Source organism: Pontibacter burrus (assembly GCF_010686685.1).
In the GTDB taxonomy this organism is placed as follows: domain Bacteria; phylum Bacteroidota; class Bacteroidia; order Cytophagales; family Hymenobacteraceae; genus Pontibacter; species Pontibacter burrus.
The window spans coordinates 133,725-151,417 of the sequence record NZ_JAAGWD010000003.1 but is presented as its reverse complement, the minus strand read 5'-3'; the positions used below and the strand labels follow the sequence as shown (position 1 = coordinate 151,417).

Below are 17,693 nucleotides of genomic sequence, written 5' to 3'. Positions count from 1 at the left end.
GCTCCTCTTACAGCTCATCAAACACTTCATCCACGAGGTAGTTCTTCTTCATATCTGGATTGGCTGCCTGTGTTGCTGTGTATTGCCGGATGGTATCCGTATCGAGGTTGATGTGCCACAGGGTTGGGTAATACTCCTGTTCCGTTTCCTGTACCAGGCCAACTACAATTACTTCGCTGCCGGAGCGCCACCAGGCATCATCGAACTGGCAGGGCGTACCACAAAACATCAGGCGGGTCTTCTCCTCTTTTGCAGGGTCAACTATAGCTACTTCACTGTCCGGCGAGTCGGCTGCTACCGCTAACTTACCTCTGCGCTTTTTATCGAAAACCCGCTCGTAAGTATAGATATCAAGTACGGTAGCTTTGTCCGGAGATGGTTTAAAAAGCTTTGGATGCTCCTGATACAATTCGTGCCAGTTATCATTTACCGGAAAAGTAAGCAAACTGACTTCCCACACTTCGCGGAGTTTGAAGAGAGTATCGGCATGCGCATCCAGTTTATAGAAACGGAACCACTTTTTCAGTTCATCCCGCGTTTCCGACAACAGCCTGTTTCTAATCCGCGCTTCTTCTGATAAGGTTGTTTCGGGTGTGGTATTGGTTGCAGGCTCATCTGATGTACATGCTACCAAAGCGCCTGCCAGTAAACCTGCCATGAATAGATTTCTGAACAATTGTAAAGCTGCCCCCATATAAGACTAGTTTCCTGTAGCTAGTACGCATCATACGGGGGCAGGTATAAGTTACACATCTATAGTTACTTTTTGCTGGCTCTGGCATCCATCAGCTGCACTGTTTTTACAAGTTTCACAAATTCGCCACGGTTGCCGTCTTCGTCTTTCCCACGTGCCTGTTGCGCCAGTTCTACCACCTGGCTATAGTTGGCTGAGCCTTTGAACTTCGAATCTCTTAACAGCATTCCGTAAGCTGCCACTGCCGCAGAAAACTTATAGTTGTCGGATAGTTTTTCTGGATCTATAGTTTGCGTGGTAACTATAGTTTGCAGCAGTTTGCTAGTGTCGCCGGCTGGTTCTTTGTAGCGCAGTTTCAGGGTCAGTAGTTCGTTGGTGTTGGCTGCTTTGTTGTTGAGCTGCGTTTGCTGGTATTTCAGGTCATCAATCGTTTGCAATTCGGTTTTGTTGTTTTTAGATGTAGCCGGTACGATCTCGTAAAGCGCAGTTACAGTGTGGCCGCTGCCCATATCGCCGGCATCTTTCTGATCGTTGTTAAAGTCTTCGTTCTTCAGCGCGCGGTTCTCGTAACCGATCAGACGATAAGCCTTTACGTGTGCCGGGTTAAACTCAAGTTGCAGTTTTACGTCTTTGGCAATGGTAAACAGCGTACCGCCAAACTCGTTTACAAACACTTTCTTGGCTTCCAGAATATTATCGATGTAAGCATAATTGCCATTACCTTTATTGGCCAATTGCTCCATACGCGAGTCTTTCAGGTTACCGGTACCAAAACCCAGCACAGTTAAGAAAACACCTGTTTCGCGCTTCTTCTCTATCAGCCTTTCCAGTTCGCCTGAGCTTGATACACCCACGTTAAAATCACCGTCTGTTGCCAGTATTACCCGGTTGTTGCCGTCTTTTATAAAGTTCTTTTCAGCTTCTTTGTAGGCCAGGTTAATGCCCGCTGCACCTGCCGTGCTTCCGCCAGCTTCCAGGGCTTCAATGGCAGCCAGCATTTCGGCCTTTTTGTTGGTCGATGGCAATACTAAACCGGCCGCCCCGGCATACACAACTATAGCAACTTTATCCTGCGGGCGCAGCTGCTCCACCAGCATCTTAAACCCGGACTTTACCAATGGCAGCTTATCCTGGCTCATCATCGAACCCGACACATCGATCAGGAAAACTATGTTAGATGCAGGCAGGTTGTCGGTAGGAATTTCTTTGCCCTGCAGACCGATGTGCAGCAGCAGATTGTCTTTATTCCAGGGACTTACACCCAGCTCTGTAGTTACCGAAAACGGGTGTTCACCGGTTGGTTGCGGGTAGTCGTAATCAAAATAGTTGATCATTTCTTCAATGCGAACGGCATCGGCAGGTGGCAACTGGCCATCGTTGATAAAGCGACGCACGTTGCTGTACGAGGCATTGTCTACGTCGATAGAAAAGGTTGAAAGCGGGTTCTTTTTAGCTTCCAGGAAAATACTTTCGGGCAGGTGCTGGTATTCTTCGGTGTTGTGTACTATCGGTGGCAGGTAACCAAATGAGCTCTGATTCGACATCACGCCTACTGTTTTACCAGCCAAAGCCCTACTGAGACTTTTGCGGCTTGATCCTGTTACCACCACTTCAGTCAACTGAGCATTGTCAACTTCCAGGGCAACGTTAATAACAGAATCCTTGCCTATAGTTACGTCCTTGCTTTTGTAGCCGATATACCGGAAGGTAAGCACTTTATCTTTGGGTGAAACTATCATGCTATAGTTTCCGGCTGCATCTGTAGCTACACCTTTGCTCGTTCCTTTAATAACGATCGCTACACCGGGCAACCCCTGGGCAGTGCTGGCATCGGTTACCTTACCAGTTATCGTTCTGGTCTGTGCTATAGTTGCAGTAGAGATCATCAGGAAAACGATCAGGAGAAAGTAGATGGGCTTTTTCATGGCTTTTAGTGTTTGGTTTGTTACAGGATGCAGCCACTACCCCGATTCCATAAAAAAATATTTAAAATTTTTAATTGATCGTTTTTGTGTTTCTTTAAATCAGGATTACAACTATAGTTTTCAAAGGATAGGATACCCAATTGTAAAGCTGGGATTCACAAAAAACTATGTACTAACAAGTCTTTTGTCCTTTGTCTAAATTTCTTTTGTCCGGTAAAACATGTTTCTCAAATTCTTTAAAAAGGCCAACCCACCCGACGACCTGCAGCTGGTGCAACAGTACCGCGTTACAGGCGATATGGATTGCCTTGGCGAGCTTTTTGAGCGACATACCGAAATGGTGTATCTGGTCTGCCTGAAGTACCTGCACGATGAAGATAACAGCAAAGATGCAACGATGCAGGTTTTCGAGAGCCTGACCGAATTGCTGCTGAAACACGAGATCTCGAATTTTAAAAGCTGGCTACACGTAATTACCAAAAACCATTGCCTGATGCAGCTGCGGGCAAAAAAAGGACAAGAGCAGGTAAGGTTGGAAGATGCTTCACCGCCGTTTATGGAAAATGCAGACCTTTTTCATCTTAGTGATGCAGAACTGCAGGAACAAAGCGAACAGCAACTACGGCAAGGGCTGGAGACATTACCGCCAGAGCAACGCACATGTGTAGAGTTGTTTTACCTGCAGCAAAAGAGTTATAAAGAGATTGCAGAACAAACGAATTTCGACCTGAACAAAGTAAAAAGCTACATCCAGAACGGGAAACGCAACCTGAAACTATACCTGGAGAAACACCATGAACCACGCTAACCGCCATATACTTTTCGGTACAGACGGACACCCAACCCTGAAATTGCTGCGGCAGTACCAGGAAGGAGCGCTGTCGCCTGCCCTGAGCCACCAGCTGGAGCGACACCTGCTGGACTGTGAGCTATGCGCGGATATTGTGGAAGGCATGGCTTTATCAGATACAAACCAAACTTTAGCTGCTGTTACCGATATAAAAGAGCGCATGGCGAGCAAAAAAGAGAAAAACCGTGCCGCCGTCTGGTATGCTGACTGGCGCGCAGCAGCTGCCATAGTTGTGCTCATCTGCTCGGCTGTGATGGTGTTTTATTATCAATACTCTAACCTGCAAGCTCCATCTGAAACTATAGCTGTAGAGCAAGCCGAAGCAAAGCAACCGGAAACGATAGCTAAGTTCTCGCCTCCTTCGCCTATAGTTAACCAGGAAACAATAGAAGAACCTCAGCCTAACCAAAAACCTATCCTAACGCCAAGGCCGAACTCTTCTAAAACTATAGTTGCCGCAGACCTTCTCGATAAAGTTATTGCTGCTGAAGAAGTGATTCTGGATGAAGAAACGATAGCTGAAAACTCAGTAGCTAAAGTTACAGAATCGGTAGTTTTAGGGGACGTTACTTTTGATCTGAAACAGGATAGCACTGCAACTATAGCCGCCGCGAGACCAAAAGCCAGAACCATGGCTACAGCTCCCCAGATGAATCTTCAGCGTGCGTTGGAAGGACAAGTGGCGGGGGTTTCTGTTCAGCGAAATACCGATGGTTCACATGTAGTTCGGGGTAAAGTTACTGATGCTGCTGGCAATCCGTTGCCGGGTGTTGCCGTGCAGGTAAAGGGCACTATAGTGGGCGTTGCCACAGACAAAGATGGCAATTTCTCGCTACAGGTACCTGCAGGTAAAAAAGTACTGAGCTTCCGTTACGTGGGCTTCGAAACCAAAGAGCAACAGGTAGACAGTGCAAACAATTTATTGGCTGTAAACCTGCAGCCCGATGAAAAACAGTTATCTGAAGTAGTGGTGACCGGTTACAGCAAACGTGCCGTAGTGCCTGTCATCGAAAAGCCAAAACCAACTATAGGCCAGCGCGCTTACAAACTCTACCTGAAAAACGAGCAGCGCCCGCTAACTACAAAAGTTAAAGGCAACGTTATAGTTGGGTTTACTGTTTCTGAAAAAGGAGAGCTGCAGAATGTGCGTGCCATACGTAGCCTGAACCCCGAAGCAGACGCAGAAGCTGTAAGATTAATTCAGCAAGGGCCAGCATGGGAGCCGGCCAAGCAAAATGGTAATCCGGTGGCGCGGCAAGTGAAGGTTGTGGTTAGGTTTAGGTAGCTTAACCATTTGTCTAACCAATTGCTAGTCTCGTTTGCTGGCACATATCTGTGATCCGTGACTTCGTTATATAGTTGAGTCTGAAATCCAACTGTGCGGGACGCCCAACTATAATTTGTCACGAGCGAGGACGCTCGCACCAAGTACGAAGTGTTTCAGCAATCAACAACTAACCATCAACAATCTCCTCCCGCCGTATAGTTACAGACACAAACAAACTTAACCTTATGGAACATGAAGTAAAGCATGATCAGGACGACATGCGTTTTTATATCGTTATCGGCGACGAAGAAGCGGAACTGACCTATAGTTACACCGAAGAAGAAGATATGGACTTTGACCATACCTTTGTGCCGGAAAGTGCCCGCGGACAAGGAATAGCGCATAAACTAGCGCGTTGCGGCCTCAATTATGCCCGTGAGAACAACTGCAAAGCCATTGCCTCCTGCCCTGCCGTAGAAGCTTTCGTAAAGCGCCACCCCGAGTACAACGACATCATGCTGTGGCCATAGTTTGCCAACTGTAACTATCTCCAATAAAAGCAGTTTCTCTGTTCAAAATTTCGGATATTTGCTTATCATTAATGCAAACCTGCGCTGCACTTTTACAGGTGTATGCCGCTAAAATCATACTATGAACGAAGAAATAAGAGAACTCGAGCCGAAAGCGCTCTGGAACTACTTTACCGACCTGAATGCTGTGCCGCGTCCGTCTAAAAAAGAAGAGCGCGTCATACAGTTTATGAAAGACTTTGGCAACAGCCTTGGCCTGGAAACTATAGTGGATGAGATCGGAAACGTGATCATTAAAAAGCCAGCTACAGCCGGCATGGAAAACCGCCAGACCGTATTGCTGCAAAGCCACCTGGACATGGTGCACCAGAAAAACGCCGACACTACCTTCGATTTCGACAAGCAAGGCATAGAAATGTATGTGGATGGCGACTGGGTAAAAGCAAAAGGCACTACACTAGGCGCTGACAACGGTATTGGAGTGGCAACCATCATGGCCCTGCTAGCAGCAAACGACATTCCACACCCGCCACTGGAGGCCCTGTTTACCATTGACGAAGAAACCGGCATGACTGGTGCATTAGGTCTTAAAGGTGGAATGCTGGATGCCTCTATCATGCTGAACCTGGACACGGAAGACGATACGGAATTAACCATAGGCTGCGCTGGTGGCGTAGACGTAACGGCAACCGGAACCTATAGCTCTGAGAATGCTGCTGCCAATGCAACCGGCTATCGTTTAAGCATCAAAGGCTTAACAGGCGGCCACTCCGGCATGGATATCCACCTGGGCCGTGGCAATGCCAATAAATTGATGAACCGTGTGCTGGCGCAGGCTGCTGAACAATTTAATGTGCAGGTTGCTGAGATTGATGGTGGTAGTTTACGCAATGCAATTCCGCGTGAGTCGTTTGCTATAGTTGTGGTGGCGCAGGACAAGGCGAAAGCTTTTGAAGCGTTTGTAGCTGCACAAAAAGACATCCTGAAAAAGGAATACAACACCACCGACCCGAACCTAGAAGTAACGATAGAAACTATAGCTGCACCAACGCAGGTGTTTGCTGCAGATTTCCAGTATAAGTTACTACGCAGCATTTATGCCTGCCCGAACGGCATTTACCGCCTCAGCCCGGACATCGAGAACCTGGTGCAGACCTCAAACAACATTGCTCGCGTGCTGGTGAAGAACGGCGAATACAGCATTCAATGCTTAACCCGCAGCTCTGTTGATTCGGAGAAAATGGACCTGGCGAATGCGATCAAATCTGCATTTGAGCTAACAGGTGCTGATGTTACATTTAAAGGCCAATATCCAGGCTGGACACCGCTTCCGGGCGCTGCAATCGTTCAGGTAATGAGCGACCTGTACCGCGAACTGTTTGACGGTGAGCCACATGTAAACGCCTGCCACGCCGGTTTAGAGTGCGGTATAGTGGGTGGCAATTATCCGGGCATGGAAATGATCTCTTTCGGACCAAACATCCGAGGCGCCCACTCTCCTGACGAGAAAGTGCAGATCAGCTCGGTACAGAAATACTGGGGCTTTTTGCTGGAGACACTGGAGCGCATCCCAGTAAAGGTATAAACCTTTAAGCTGAAGATTTAGTTATGAAAGCGCCTGCAACAACAGGCGCTTTCTTTTTATCTTTGCCACCATGAAAAACTGGATCATCCGTTATAGTTTCTTTTTTGCCGGGTTGCTGCTGTTTGGTTTAGGAAATGCGATGGCCGTGAAAGTAAAATACCTGGGCCTGCACCCCTGGGAAGTGCTGAATGTGGCACTTTTTCAAAAATTTGGCTTCACGATTGGCACCTGGAGTGTGCTGGTAGGCCTTTTGGTGCTCTGCGTTGCCTGGTTTGTAAACCGCAAATACATCAACATCGGCACTTTCCTGAACACGCTGCTCATTGGCCCGTTCATGGACTTTTTCCTGTGGCTTGATTTTATTCCAGAAGCATCGCATGCCTGGCAGGACTACGCGCAGCTTTCTGCCGCGATTCTGATTACCAGCATTGCAGGTGGTTTGTACGTGGCGGGTGGTGTTGGTGCCGGGCCCCGAGATGGGTTTATGCTTTCGCTGTCGGAGCGTACCAAGTTGTCAGTTAGCCAGGCCAGGATTTTAGTGGAATGTATCGTGCTGGGTATTGGCTTTTTACTGAGCGGCCCGATTGGCGTGGTCACGTTCCTGTATACTTTCATCCAGAGCCCGATATTCCAGGTTACGCTGCGCTGGTTCCAGAAACTGCGCATGCTCCTGACCGGTGAGTTAGCAACTCAACCAGCCCCAAAACAATAAACCAGATAACTACAGTTACAAACTATAAAACAGCAGCGCCGGTGCAAAATGTACCGGCGCTGCTGTTTTATTTATTACTGATCATGTGATCTAAATCTCATAATCGCCATCATAGGTATTACGTCTGGAATTGCGTGAGCCTGAATTACGGGAGTAGCCGCTGCTATCGCCATAGTTGCCTCTGCCCATAGAACCTGAGCCGCTATAGTTTCCCGATGAGCTGCCATAGTTGCTATTGCCAAAAGATCCGCCTCTCTGACCACCTGAGTAACCGGTGCCACCGCCATAGTTGGTGCTGCCATAGGTGCTGCCTAAAGATGTGCCATAGTCATCGGCAAAACTACTGGTTCCATAGGTTGTATCAGGCACGCCGCGGTTAGAGCCTGGGAAAGATTCACCACTATTGCCGGTATAAGTGGAACCGCCATAGCTGGAGCGCTGGCCCGAACTATAGTTACGGTCATCGTCAGACCTATTTCGGTTCTGGTTTCGGCTCAGCGTGTTAAAGCGATCGGATGTACCTTCGTGGTCCGATATGCCATAGCCACGGCGTATATCGCCCTGGTTCATGTTGTTGCGGCTATAGTCCTGACTGCGGCTTCTGTCGCTGCCCTGGTAGCTTCTGTAATCGTCCTGGTAATTGCTGAAGCGGTCGCGTTCGTGGTCGAGGTTGCCAGAGAATCTTCTGAACTCGCCTGTGTCGTTTTCCGGGTTAGAATATCTTCTGGAATGACCTTCCTCCTGCATGCGGCGCTCGTACATATCGCCCAGGCTGTTGCCTTCGTGGTAACTTCTGCGTGGTCTTCTATCGTCCCGATCTCTTCCTCGATTATGCTCTCCTCTGTAATCCCGCTCAAATTCGTTGGTCAGGTTGCGGGCGCTGTGGTAATGTTCATCGTCCGGGTTATAATCTGTATTTCTGTTGCTGCTGTACCGATAGTTGTCGCTGTCGTTGTTGTACCTGTAATCGTCGCGTTCATAGTGATCTCTGTCACGTCTGTCCATAGCTTTTTGTTTAAGTTTAGTTTTAAATACATCCCTTTTAAACGACAGCGCGGCGTTGCGGTTTAAACAAGAGCGTCAATAACTATAAAGTGTCAAGTGTTTTAGGTTGCTTCTGATAAGGCTATAGTTTACTGATTTACTCCAGCTTACAGCCTTGCCAGACAGAGCTTTTCAGATATCCGAAACAAATCATTTCCACTGCTCCCAACTATAGTTTCACGGATAAAATAACATCCTTTAACGGATAAGTTTAAATTTTACAATAACTGCAGGCAACCAGCCCCCTGTCTTTTACATCTTTCGATCAGTTCCGGAACAGCACCAAGTTTACATCAATCACTAACCCAAAGGCCTTAACCTGTCTTTGGCTATAACCACTTAACCGCAAAATAAAACTATGAAGCATTTTTTTACATTACTGCTGTTAATGGCAGTTGTCAGCAGTGCATCGGCACAATCAGAAAAACCTGGAAAAATAAGCGGCACTCTAACTGACTCTCTTACAACTGAACCGGTAGCTTATGCAAACGCCGTTCTGAAAGATGGGGACAAACTGGTAGCCGGTACCGCTGCCGACGGTTCAGGAGCATTCCTGCTCAGCAACCTGCCCCTTGGCAACTATACCCTGGAGCTTACCTTTATTGGCTATAAGGCCCGAAAAATTCCGGTTAGCCTTACAACTGCCAAACCTGAATTGGCCCTGGGCACCCTGCACCTGAGCACCGACAGCAAAATGCTGGCAGCCGTAGAGGTTACCGCCATGAAGGCGCTTGTAGAAGATAAGGGTGACAAACTGGTTTACAATGCCGAAAATGATGCCTCCAACGCAGGCGGCACTGCTGCTGACGTGCTGCGCAAAGTGCCCACCTTAACCGTAGACCTGGATGGCAATGTGCAGATGCGCGGAAATGGCAACATAAAAGTGCTGGTAAACGGCAAACCATCCGGAATGATGGCGCGCAACCTTGCCGATGCCCTGCGCCAGATGCCTGCCGATGTGATCAAGTCTGTGGAAGTGATTACCAGCCCGGGCGCCCGCTACGATGCAGAAGGCTCTGCCGGAGTAATTAACATCATCACAAAAAAAGGACTGAAGGGTTTTAACGGATCTGTAAATGCAACTGCCGGCAACCTGAACAGAGCGCTTGGCACCAAGCTCAGCTACCGTAAAGATAAACTGGGTATTTCATTGGCCGCAAACGGTTACCAGTACCGCAATAAGTGGAGAAACGAGATCAGCCGCATTGCCCTGGAAGACGGGCAGATCACCTCTATACTTACGCAGCAGGGCGCCGGCAACAACCTGAGTACAGGCGGATATGGAGAGCTGAGTATTGACTACGATCCCGATTCAACAAGCCGCATTAACCTTTCCGGCAACGTATGGGGTGGCGATTACCCGAATGATGTAACGACCCATATACAGCTGCGTGATGCTAGCGGCGCACCACTTACTACTTACCGCACCGAAAGGCGCTACAAAAACCCGTATGGTAACGGGCAGTTGGACCTGGGCTACACTAAAACCTTTAAGCCGGACCAGGAATTTGCCCTGCTCACCCAGTACAGCCGCATGCCCGACAATTATTTCTATGACCTCGATACCTATACCGAAGGCAACGAACTGACTATGCGCCAGCACAGCACCAACTATAGCCGCAACCAGGAATACACGCTGCAAACCGACTATACACACCCTTTTAAACTATACGGCGCCCGCGACACAACCAGTCTTAAAATTGAAGTAGGCGCTAAAGCCATCCGCCGCGACATTGGCAGCGAGTTCAGGGTAAAACAAGCTGAGGGCAGCACCGACCCACTCGCCCCGGACCCTGATCAGTCCGACGACTTCGATTATTTTCAACGGGTTTATTCCGGCTACACCTCGTTGCACCTGAGCACAAAAAATAAGTGGAACATAACAGCCGGCCTGCGCCTGGAGCACACCGATATTGAGGGCGAATTTTTATCTACTGCCACTCCCCTGAAAAACGACTATACCAACCTGATCCCCAGCTTAACTATAGCCAAGGGCATTGGCAGCCAAACTATAAAAATGAGCTATACGCAGCGCATCCAGCGCCCTATGATCTGGTACCTGAACCCTTGGGTAGATGCCAGTGATACTATGAACCTGCGTACCGGCAACCCCTACCTGAAGCCCGAACTGAGCCACGGGCTGGAGCTTGCTCACAGCATAAACACGGAAAAAGGCATCTCACTGAACTCAGCCTTGTTCTGGCGCTATACCGATAACGCGATCGAGTATATTTCTTTTCTGGAGGATGACGGGGTTTCGCTTACGCTGCCGAAGAACATAGCAAGCCGCATGACCTATGGCCTGAACATGAACGTGTCGGGACAGCTGACCAAGATCTGGCAACTAAATGGAGGTGCAGAAGCACGCATGGTAAACATGGAAAGTAAGGCGCTGGGCTTAGAGCGGAATGCCCTGAACTGGTATTTTTATGTAAACAGTACCGTTAAATTACCTAAGGATTTCTCTGTTCAGGTAAACGGCAACTATAACAATGGCTGGATTGGCCTGCAACAGCGTAATTCTGCCTGGTACTGGCATGGCATTTCGGCTAAAAAGGAGTTTATGGATAAGAAAGCGAGCCTGACCCTGGGCATCAACAATCCATTCACAAGCCGTTTCAAGCAGGTTGCCACCCGTGCCGACAATAACTTTACCGCCGATATAGTTGACTACCGCTACAACCGCTCCGCCCGCCTAACATTTGAGTGGCGCTTCGGGCAAATGATCGCCGACAACGGCAAGCGCACCAAAAAGATCAGCAATGACAACAAAGCCGGCAGATAGGTTATTCAGTAAACAGTTATCAGTGAACAGTAAACAGTTAGATCTCAAAAGTAATCAGTAAGTAGAACTATAGTTGTCTGTTACTGATTACTGCTTATTGATTACTGTTTACTGTTTACTGATAACTGTATTGTATCTTGCAGTCTTAAGTTAACCATGATTGCATGAACCGTATTCTGCCTTATGAGAGTGCACTTCGCCTGCTTCGCTACCTGCAGGAGCACAACATAGCGCACGAATATGATCATGAAAAACACAGGTTGCTTTTGCCCGGCAATGATGCGGAAGGGCAACTATACCTGCGTCTGCCCATTACACTGGCCCCGCCAGTACATGGCAAGTTCAGAGAAGATACGCCGGTAAATTATGTGATTCTGCTGATACAATCAGGTAGTTGTGCGGTGGGGTATTTCGAGAATGGCCGCAACTATAACCACAAGGTTTTCCGCTCTTACATGGTGAGAAAAAAGCAGGGCACCAGCCAGATCAAATACCTGAAAACCAAAGGTAAATCAAGAGCCGGTTCACGTGTTCGTTTAGGCGAAACAATAGAGTTTTTTGAGAATATAAACGAGCGGTTGCAGGAGTATTTTGAAGAGTATGAAGTTCACCGTGTGGCCATCAGCTGCTCTAAAACCCTGCTGCCTTACCTGTATAGTTCTAAAGTAGAAACACCTTTTGATAAGCACGATCCGCGCCTGCTCAAAATCCCGAAGCATGTGCACACCCCCATTTACGAAGTACTACTGGACACCAACCGTTACCTGATGAGCGGCGAACTGGTATTTGATGAGACCCGACAGCAACAGGCAGATGAGCTGATTACAGCCACGGGCATTTCCGCTCAGACCTATATCCCCGGTGAAGAAGATACCTGGGAAACAGAGCCTGACGAGTGGGAACCGGAAGAAGACGAAGATGACGAGATGGAATGGTAGCCGTTCTGTGCTAATCAGACTGCCTCTCCAACAACTATAGTTTTGCTGTTTCTACAGGGTACAAAGCTTCGTTCCGGAACCTGACCAATGCCAGCACAACGGCCTGCTCGTATAGTTGCATGCGGTCTACAGCGTTATGGGTCAGCAAACCAATAGCTCCGGTCTTCTGCTTCGAATTACTTTTCTGAAAAACGAGATCGTCTGCATGGCCCAGTTCCAAGCCCTGCGCTACAAGCTCGGCTACAGCAGGCGGCAGAAAAAAGGCGCCGGAGCGGGCTTTCCCAATGGCATCTTTAGAGCGCACTACCACCCAGGCAAAAGAGGTCAGTTCGTTATCATGCACTTCCACACCACCTTCAATCCCGATCCAGTAATCAGCTTCCGGAACCTCGGCAAAGGCATTTTTTACACGATTCAGGGCTCCGGCAAGTGTCTCGGCATCACTCATCGGCTGGTCTGCAACTCCGGATGGTACCTTTACCTGTACGGTATTAAACCCTATCTCCGGAAACATCTTCTGGAAGCCTTGTAAAGCGGCCTGTGTTTTAACCGGATTAAGTGACGCAACTGCTATAGTTAAGTTTGGCTGGCTCATAAGCTGAAATTATGTTCTGGTAAGCAGAGCCTGAACTATAGTTTGGGCGGCCCGGCTCGGGCACAAAGATAAAGATTGTGCAGCCTTCAGAACAGTAAATCCTGCTTTTGATTTTTCAGGTTGATAGTAAGGAGGACCAGGTTTATAGTTCCAACTCCAGCTATAGTTGTAAGTGCATTAACTTTGGAGTGGCGCAGGGAGTTGGCAAACTATAAAAAACTCCCTTCTACCCACCTTAAAGAAAAGGAAAGATAGAAGGGAGAAATTAGTTTAATCTTCGTCGTCGTTGGAGTTGTTGCGGGTAAGCAGTACCACAGCTGTTGCCGTAACGGCGGCTAAAATGGCGAACTTACCGAAAAGGCCGAGCTTGTCGTGCTTCCATTCTGCTTTGTAGCCTTTTTCTACAAATAGGTTCGGGTAATTGCCCTTCACAAAATCATCTATAATGCCTTCTACCACATTTACGCGGTCAGCAATGATCAGTGGCAACCAGTGGCTGTACTCGTTTTCACTTCGCTTAAATGCAAGCCTTCTGATCATGCCGCTCAAACCGCTTGGCGGCACTGAAGTACCAAACACGGCTGTAACATTCGGGCGCTCGATGGAGTGCAGTATTTCCATGTTTACAGGTTGTTGCGTAGGCCGCTCCCAGGCATACCCTTTATGCTCTTCGTTTGAGCGGTTCTTCATGGGGTAAGTAGGGTCATTCTTCGGATCTGCATCTATGCCCCACCCTATAATATTCCGGTTATTTTCGGTACCCCTGTTATTTTCGAAAGGTCTGTTATCTTCCATAGTTCTGTTATTTAAATTCTGGCTGATGGTGGAATAAGAACCGGCTTAATGCAGTTATCCAGTTTGGCAGAGAAAAGACGGTAGCCATCGGCAACTTCTTCCAGTGGCAAGCGGTGAGTGATAAGCGCTTTCGGATCCAAAATACCATTCTGCACGTGCTCGATGAGTCTTGGCAGCAAGCGTTTTACAGATGCCTGGTTCGCACGGATGGTTAAGCCCTTGTTGAGCACGTTGCCAATTGGTACCAGGTTATCAGTAGGTCCGTATACCCCCACAATTGAAACAATGCCTCCTTTTTTAACACAGTTAATAGCCCAGTGCAAAGCAGTGGCCGAGCCAGCCTGCAGCAGTAGTTTACGGCCTGTTATAGTTTGCATGGCATTCCCTGTTGCTTCGGCACCTACCGCATCTATACACACATCCACGCCCAGCGAGTCGGTTTGCTTTTTAGCGAAAACGGCCAGATCGCCAATTTCCTCATAGTTGTAGGCTTCGCACTTGGCATAGTTACGGGCAAACTCCAGGCGGTAATCAATCTTATCAATGATAATAACACGGCCAGCACCAAACAACCAGGCACAGCGCGCCGCCATAATTCCTACCGGGCCTGCGCCAAACACCATCACAGTATCGCCGGTTTGTATACCAGCCATTTCTGCAGCCTGGTATCCGGTTGGCACCACGTCGGTTAGCATCACGGCATCATCCGGGTCCATGCCCTGCGGAATAACCATTGGCCCGGTGTTGGCATAAGGCACACGCACATATTCTGCCTGGCCACCATCGTAGCCGCCAGCGGTGTGCGAGTAACCGTAGATTGCACCTACCGCTGTTGCCTGCGGGTTAGATTCGTGGCAGTTGCCAAACAACCCCTGCTTACAGAAAACGCAACGCCCGCAGGCAATGTTAAACGGCACCAGCACATGGTCTCCCACTTTAACATTGGTTACTTCGGCACCTACTTCTTCTACAACACCTGTAAATTCATGTCCGAAAGTCGTGCCTACGCGTGTATCGGGTACGTTGCCGTTATAGAGGTGGAGATCAGAACCGCAGATGCAGGCGCGTGTTACACGAATAATTGCATCTTCGGGGTGCTGTATCTCAGGCATGGGTTTGTGATCGATCCGGACCCGCTTGGGTCCACGGTAGTTCATTGCCAGCATAAGTTTGTTTTTAGAGTTAGTTGATACATCAGTGAACATACAGCAGTACTGCCACGGAAAGGCACAAGGCAACTACCGGTACGGCCTGCGTATGGTTATTTAATTACTCATATTAGCTATTAGAGTTGCATAAATTGTACTAATACAATACAGTTCTATATCTATATAAAGCTATAAAAACTGGAGTTATATTTTAAGAAGACATACCGAATTGATGCAGAACCGCAGGCCTTAAGGTTCCGGCCCAACTTGGAAAACATGCCCGAGATGGCTGTCGCAACTGTTACAACAAACTTCTATACGCTGCATGTGGTGGCTGTCATCAAAACTATACTTTATGCCCCTTTACTTGCAGGTTGCTTGAAGCTGGGCCAGCCTGAGATAGCTTGATACTTAGCCGCAGCATTAAAGAGCAGACTGCCACAGCCGGCACACATGTAAGTACCGGGATCATATACTTTGCAATAAGCATTACGATAGGGAGATTCTGTTCCGCCCTTCCGCATTACCCTGTACTGCTCCGGGTTAAGGAACAGTTTCCACTCCTGCACAGTATGTTCTACTCTACGGTAAGGTTCCGGATTGCCGTATTTGGCATAATAGATCACGTCTTTCCAGCGAAGCATAGTTACTGAATTAAATCTTGGATTTACAAATTACACCTTATAGTATACTTATAGTCTGTATGATACAAACAACTGGCTGAAGCTAAACTATACAGCCACAGCACCTGCCTTTTGGACAGATGCTGTGGCTGTAGTATTAAACAACTATAGGAGTAGCTTAATAGCGCGTATCGGCAGTAACAACCCGATCCCTGTGCCGTGCCCCATCTATGCTCCAGATACCGGCCCCGCGTGCCGCGATGTAGAGGAATAGGAAGCAGTATAAAGCTGCTAGTTCGCCCTGGTTTTGTAGCGGCCACATAGCCTGGGGAGCGTGCGCCATAAAATAGGCTACAGCCATTTCGCCACTGGCAATAAAAGCAGCCCAGCTTGCAAATACCCCAAACGCGATCATCAGCCCGCCGACCAGCTCTATAATGCCGGCAAGCCCCATCAGCGATGCAAGCTCAACGGTATCACCATCGCCGGGCCACCCGAATAATTTCTGGGTACCATGCATGGCAAAAAGCAAGCCTGCCACTATGCGTAGCAACGCATAAAAATGGGGCGCGTAATTTCCTAAGAATCTGTCCATACCTGTTTTTATAGTTTATAAAAGGTGAATAAGTCTAAGCCATATTAACATAACGCTATAAACGTATATATACTATAAAAAGTTAGAATGATACCAGAATTGGCAACTTGGAAATATTCGGCACTTCAGATAAACTATTGTTTGTACCCGTAAACTATAGGTGCGCTACAGTTTGGGTTTCCGGGTGAAGCGGCCAACCTAAGTGCTGCTTTTGTTCGTACAACCTGTATCGCAGGCAGGCCTGCACATATGTAATTGATCTTAAAACCAAACGAAAACAAACGATGAGCAGCAATAACAGAAACGTATCAGAAGATCCGAATTCAAGAAAAGGCCAGGGCGTAAGCGGCTTAGGCAAAGGTACCCAAACCCAGGGTGTAGCAGGTGGCGCAGATAATACCCGCGGCGAAAATAAACCAAGCCGCGAAGGAAACAGCGGTGGCGCCAAGGCCGGTAAAAATACACCGAACAATAATAGTCCGCAGGGCTCTAACCAAAACCCAACTACAACCAGTCGTGGCGCCGACAGTACAGACAAGGAATTTCGTAATAACCAGCCAAATGCCAGCACACTGAAAGGCCACAAGAGCAACGAGAATTTAGGAAATGAAAAGGAATAGTGCCAGCATTGGTACAACCAGAGGACCCGGCCATTTGTCGGGTCTTTTGCTTTAAAGGCGTTTATAATGCTGATGCCGGAAAGTGTTTGGTTTATAGTTCTTATCTTCGCGGGCAACTATAGCAATTTTTAGTTCAGCTCCCACACAGCCATGAAACTTATAGGTAACATACAGGATATAAAACCAAAGCGCGATAACGCAAACAGCCATATTGAGCTGCATATCAGCCGCATCGAGTACATCACCCACAAAAAGGACGGAAAGTATTTTCAGCCATTTGAACTGATTGTAGAGCCCGAAAAACCGGTTGTAATTACCGGCGACTGCCTGTCACGCATCCAGAACAAACAACTGGAAGAAGGCGAGTATGAGTTTGAGGTTTATGACAAGGAAGGCGATGATTATGTGCTGAACCCCGATAAAGAACTTGCCCTGACGGTGGCTTACGATTATGATGCAGACCTGAACATCCTGACCGAACTATACTATACGGTAGTGGTAAGCAACGAAGAATTTAAGGAACTGAAAACTGCGCAGCACAAAGCCAGAAAAGGAAAAGGCCGGAAATAAAAAAGGTATGAGTCAGAGCTCATACCTTTAAAAGTGTTGCATTAGCTGCCCTGGCGCCCCAGGTAAATTGCATAACCGATAAGTCCGGCTGCGGCAGCAAATAATATATACTGTTTTTCTTTTACCGAAAGACCATTATAGAAATCCAGGCCGGTTTTGGCCGGATCCTTCATGATATCAGCAAGATGAGACGGGTTCTCCATCAGGCTTCTAAGCGATGTATTTGACAGGTTATTTTCCATTTTTCGTAGTGTTTTTATTTCATTTCATACTAGATACGTCTGCAAACGCACATTGGATATAAGCTGAACCGGCATCAACTATAGCTAACTGATACACAACTATAAACAGTAAAAAAAATCAACTAAACCAGGCTGATATTTGTTACTATGTGCTGCCGGTATATTAAACCTGATC

19 protein-coding genes are annotated in these 17,693 nt (G+C 47.8%); 9 read left to right on the top strand and 10 right to left on the bottom strand.

Going from position 1 to position 17,693, the window contains the following annotated elements:
• Window positions 1-7: 7 nt before the first annotated feature.
• Both GXP69_RS08020 and GXP69_RS08015 read right to left on the bottom strand, forming a co-directional pair.
• Window positions 8-694: a hypothetical protein gene (locus GXP69_RS08020; RefSeq protein ID WP_163914219.1), complete on the bottom strand. Its 687-nt coding sequence runs from the start codon at window positions 692-694 to the stop codon at window positions 8-10.
• A gap of 65 nt (window positions 695-759) precedes the next feature.
• Window positions 760-2,619 (bottom strand): vWA domain-containing protein, encoded by a 1,860-nt coding sequence (locus GXP69_RS08015; protein WP_163914216.1) that lies wholly within the window; start codon window positions 2,617-2,619, stop codon window positions 760-762.
• Between the two features lie 220 nt (window positions 2,620-2,839).
• Between GXP69_RS08015 and GXP69_RS08010 the strand changes: the two genes are divergently transcribed.
• The 5 genes from GXP69_RS08010 (at window position 2,840) to GXP69_RS07990 (ending at window position 7,563) form a co-directional block, all read left to right on the top strand.
• Complete coding sequence (locus GXP69_RS08010; RefSeq protein WP_163914214.1) at window positions 2,840-3,427, top strand: RNA polymerase sigma factor; 588 nt, start codon at window positions 2,840-2,842, stop codon at window positions 3,425-3,427.
• Window positions 3,414-4,754, top strand: coding sequence for a TonB family protein (locus tag GXP69_RS08005; protein ID WP_163914211.1), 1,341 nt, complete (start codon window positions 3,414-3,416; stop codon window positions 4,752-4,754). Before GXP69_RS08010 ends, GXP69_RS08005 begins: the two co-directional genes overlap by 14 nt.
• Window positions 4,755-4,981: 227 nt before the next feature.
• Window positions 4,982-5,266: a GNAT family N-acetyltransferase gene (locus GXP69_RS08000; protein WP_163914209.1), complete on the top strand. Its 285-nt coding sequence runs from the start codon at window positions 4,982-4,984 to the stop codon at window positions 5,264-5,266.
• 121 nt (window positions 5,267-5,387) lie between these two features.
• The gene (locus GXP69_RS07995; protein WP_163914207.1) at window positions 5,388-6,851 is read left to right on the top strand and encodes an aminoacyl-histidine dipeptidase; all 1,464 of its coding nucleotides are present in this window, start codon (window positions 5,388-5,390) and stop codon (window positions 6,849-6,851) included.
• Window positions 6,852-6,921: 70 nt separating this feature from the next.
• Complete coding sequence (locus GXP69_RS07990; RefSeq protein WP_163914205.1) at window positions 6,922-7,563, top strand: YczE/YyaS/YitT family protein; 642 nt, start codon at window positions 6,922-6,924, stop codon at window positions 7,561-7,563.
• Window positions 7,564-7,653: 90 nt separating this feature from the next.
• Here the strand turns inward: GXP69_RS07990 and GXP69_RS07985 are convergent, their stop codons facing one another.
• Window positions 7,654-8,568, bottom strand: a complete 915-nt coding sequence (locus GXP69_RS07985) for a hypothetical protein (RefSeq protein ID WP_163914203.1) — start codon at window positions 8,566-8,568, stop codon at window positions 7,654-7,656.
• Between the two features lie 397 nt (window positions 8,569-8,965).
• Here GXP69_RS07985 and GXP69_RS07980 point away from each other — a divergent pair, with 397 nt between their 5' ends.
• Together GXP69_RS07980 and GXP69_RS07975 are read left to right on the top strand one after the other, a co-directional pair.
• Window positions 8,966-11,392, top strand: a complete 2,427-nt coding sequence (locus GXP69_RS07980; protein ID WP_163914201.1) for a TonB-dependent receptor domain-containing protein — start codon at window positions 8,966-8,968, stop codon at window positions 11,390-11,392.
• A 164-nt stretch (window positions 11,393-11,556) separates the two neighbouring features.
• Window positions 11,557-12,330: a hypothetical protein gene (locus tag GXP69_RS07975; RefSeq protein WP_163914199.1), complete on the top strand. Its 774-nt coding sequence runs from the start codon at window positions 11,557-11,559 to the stop codon at window positions 12,328-12,330.
• 34 nt (window positions 12,331-12,364) lie between these two features.
• Here the strand turns inward: GXP69_RS07975 and yjjX are convergent, their stop codons facing one another.
• The 6 genes from yjjX to GXP69_RS07950 form a co-directional block, all read right to left on the bottom strand.
• A complete protein-coding gene (gene yjjX, locus GXP69_RS07970; protein ID WP_163914197.1) occupies window positions 12,365-12,925 on the bottom strand; it encodes an inosine/xanthosine triphosphatase in 561 nt (186 codons plus the stop codon).
• 270 nt (window positions 12,926-13,195) lie between these two features.
• Window positions 13,196-13,720, bottom strand: a complete 525-nt coding sequence (locus GXP69_RS07965) for a hypothetical protein (RefSeq protein ID WP_163914195.1) — start codon at window positions 13,718-13,720, stop codon at window positions 13,196-13,198.
• Between the two features lie 11 nt (window positions 13,721-13,731).
• Window positions 13,732-14,886 (bottom strand): zinc-dependent alcohol dehydrogenase, encoded by a 1,155-nt coding sequence (locus GXP69_RS07960; protein WP_163914193.1) that lies wholly within the window; start codon window positions 14,884-14,886, stop codon window positions 13,732-13,734.
• A 231-nt stretch (window positions 14,887-15,117) separates the two neighbouring features.
• Window positions 15,118-15,195: a peptide-methionine (R)-S-oxide reductase gene (locus GXP69_RS19185; RefSeq protein WP_262887427.1), complete on the bottom strand. Its 78-nt coding sequence runs from the start codon at window positions 15,193-15,195 to the stop codon at window positions 15,118-15,120.
• Between the two features lie 26 nt (window positions 15,196-15,221).
• Window positions 15,222-15,512 carry a peptide-methionine (R)-S-oxide reductase gene (locus GXP69_RS19180; RefSeq protein WP_262887419.1) on the bottom strand — a complete coding sequence of 97 codons (291 nt, stop codon included), beginning with the start codon at window positions 15,510-15,512 and terminating at the stop codon, window positions 15,222-15,224.
• Window positions 15,513-15,669: 157 nt separating this feature from the next.
• Complete coding sequence (locus GXP69_RS07950) at window positions 15,670-16,086, bottom strand: DoxX family protein (RefSeq protein ID WP_163914191.1); 417 nt, start codon at window positions 16,084-16,086, stop codon at window positions 15,670-15,672.
• Window positions 16,087-16,370: 284 nt separating this feature from the next.
• On the opposite strand from GXP69_RS07950, the gene GXP69_RS07945 reads away from it, so the two are divergent.
• Window positions 16,371-16,706 (top strand): hypothetical protein, encoded by a 336-nt coding sequence (locus GXP69_RS07945; protein WP_163914189.1) that lies wholly within the window; start codon window positions 16,371-16,373, stop codon window positions 16,704-16,706.
• Between the two features lie 150 nt (window positions 16,707-16,856).
• Window positions 16,857-17,276 carry a hypothetical protein gene (locus GXP69_RS07940; protein WP_163914188.1) on the top strand — a complete coding sequence of 140 codons (420 nt, stop codon included), beginning with the start codon at window positions 16,857-16,859 and terminating at the stop codon, window positions 17,274-17,276.
• Window positions 17,277-17,317: 41 nt separating this feature from the next.
• On the opposite strand, the gene GXP69_RS07935 is transcribed toward GXP69_RS07940, so the two are convergent.
• Entirely contained in the window at window positions 17,318-17,518 is a 201-nt protein-coding gene (locus GXP69_RS07935) for a hypothetical protein (RefSeq protein ID WP_163914186.1), read from the bottom strand.
• Window positions 17,519-17,693 lie beyond the last annotated feature (175 nt).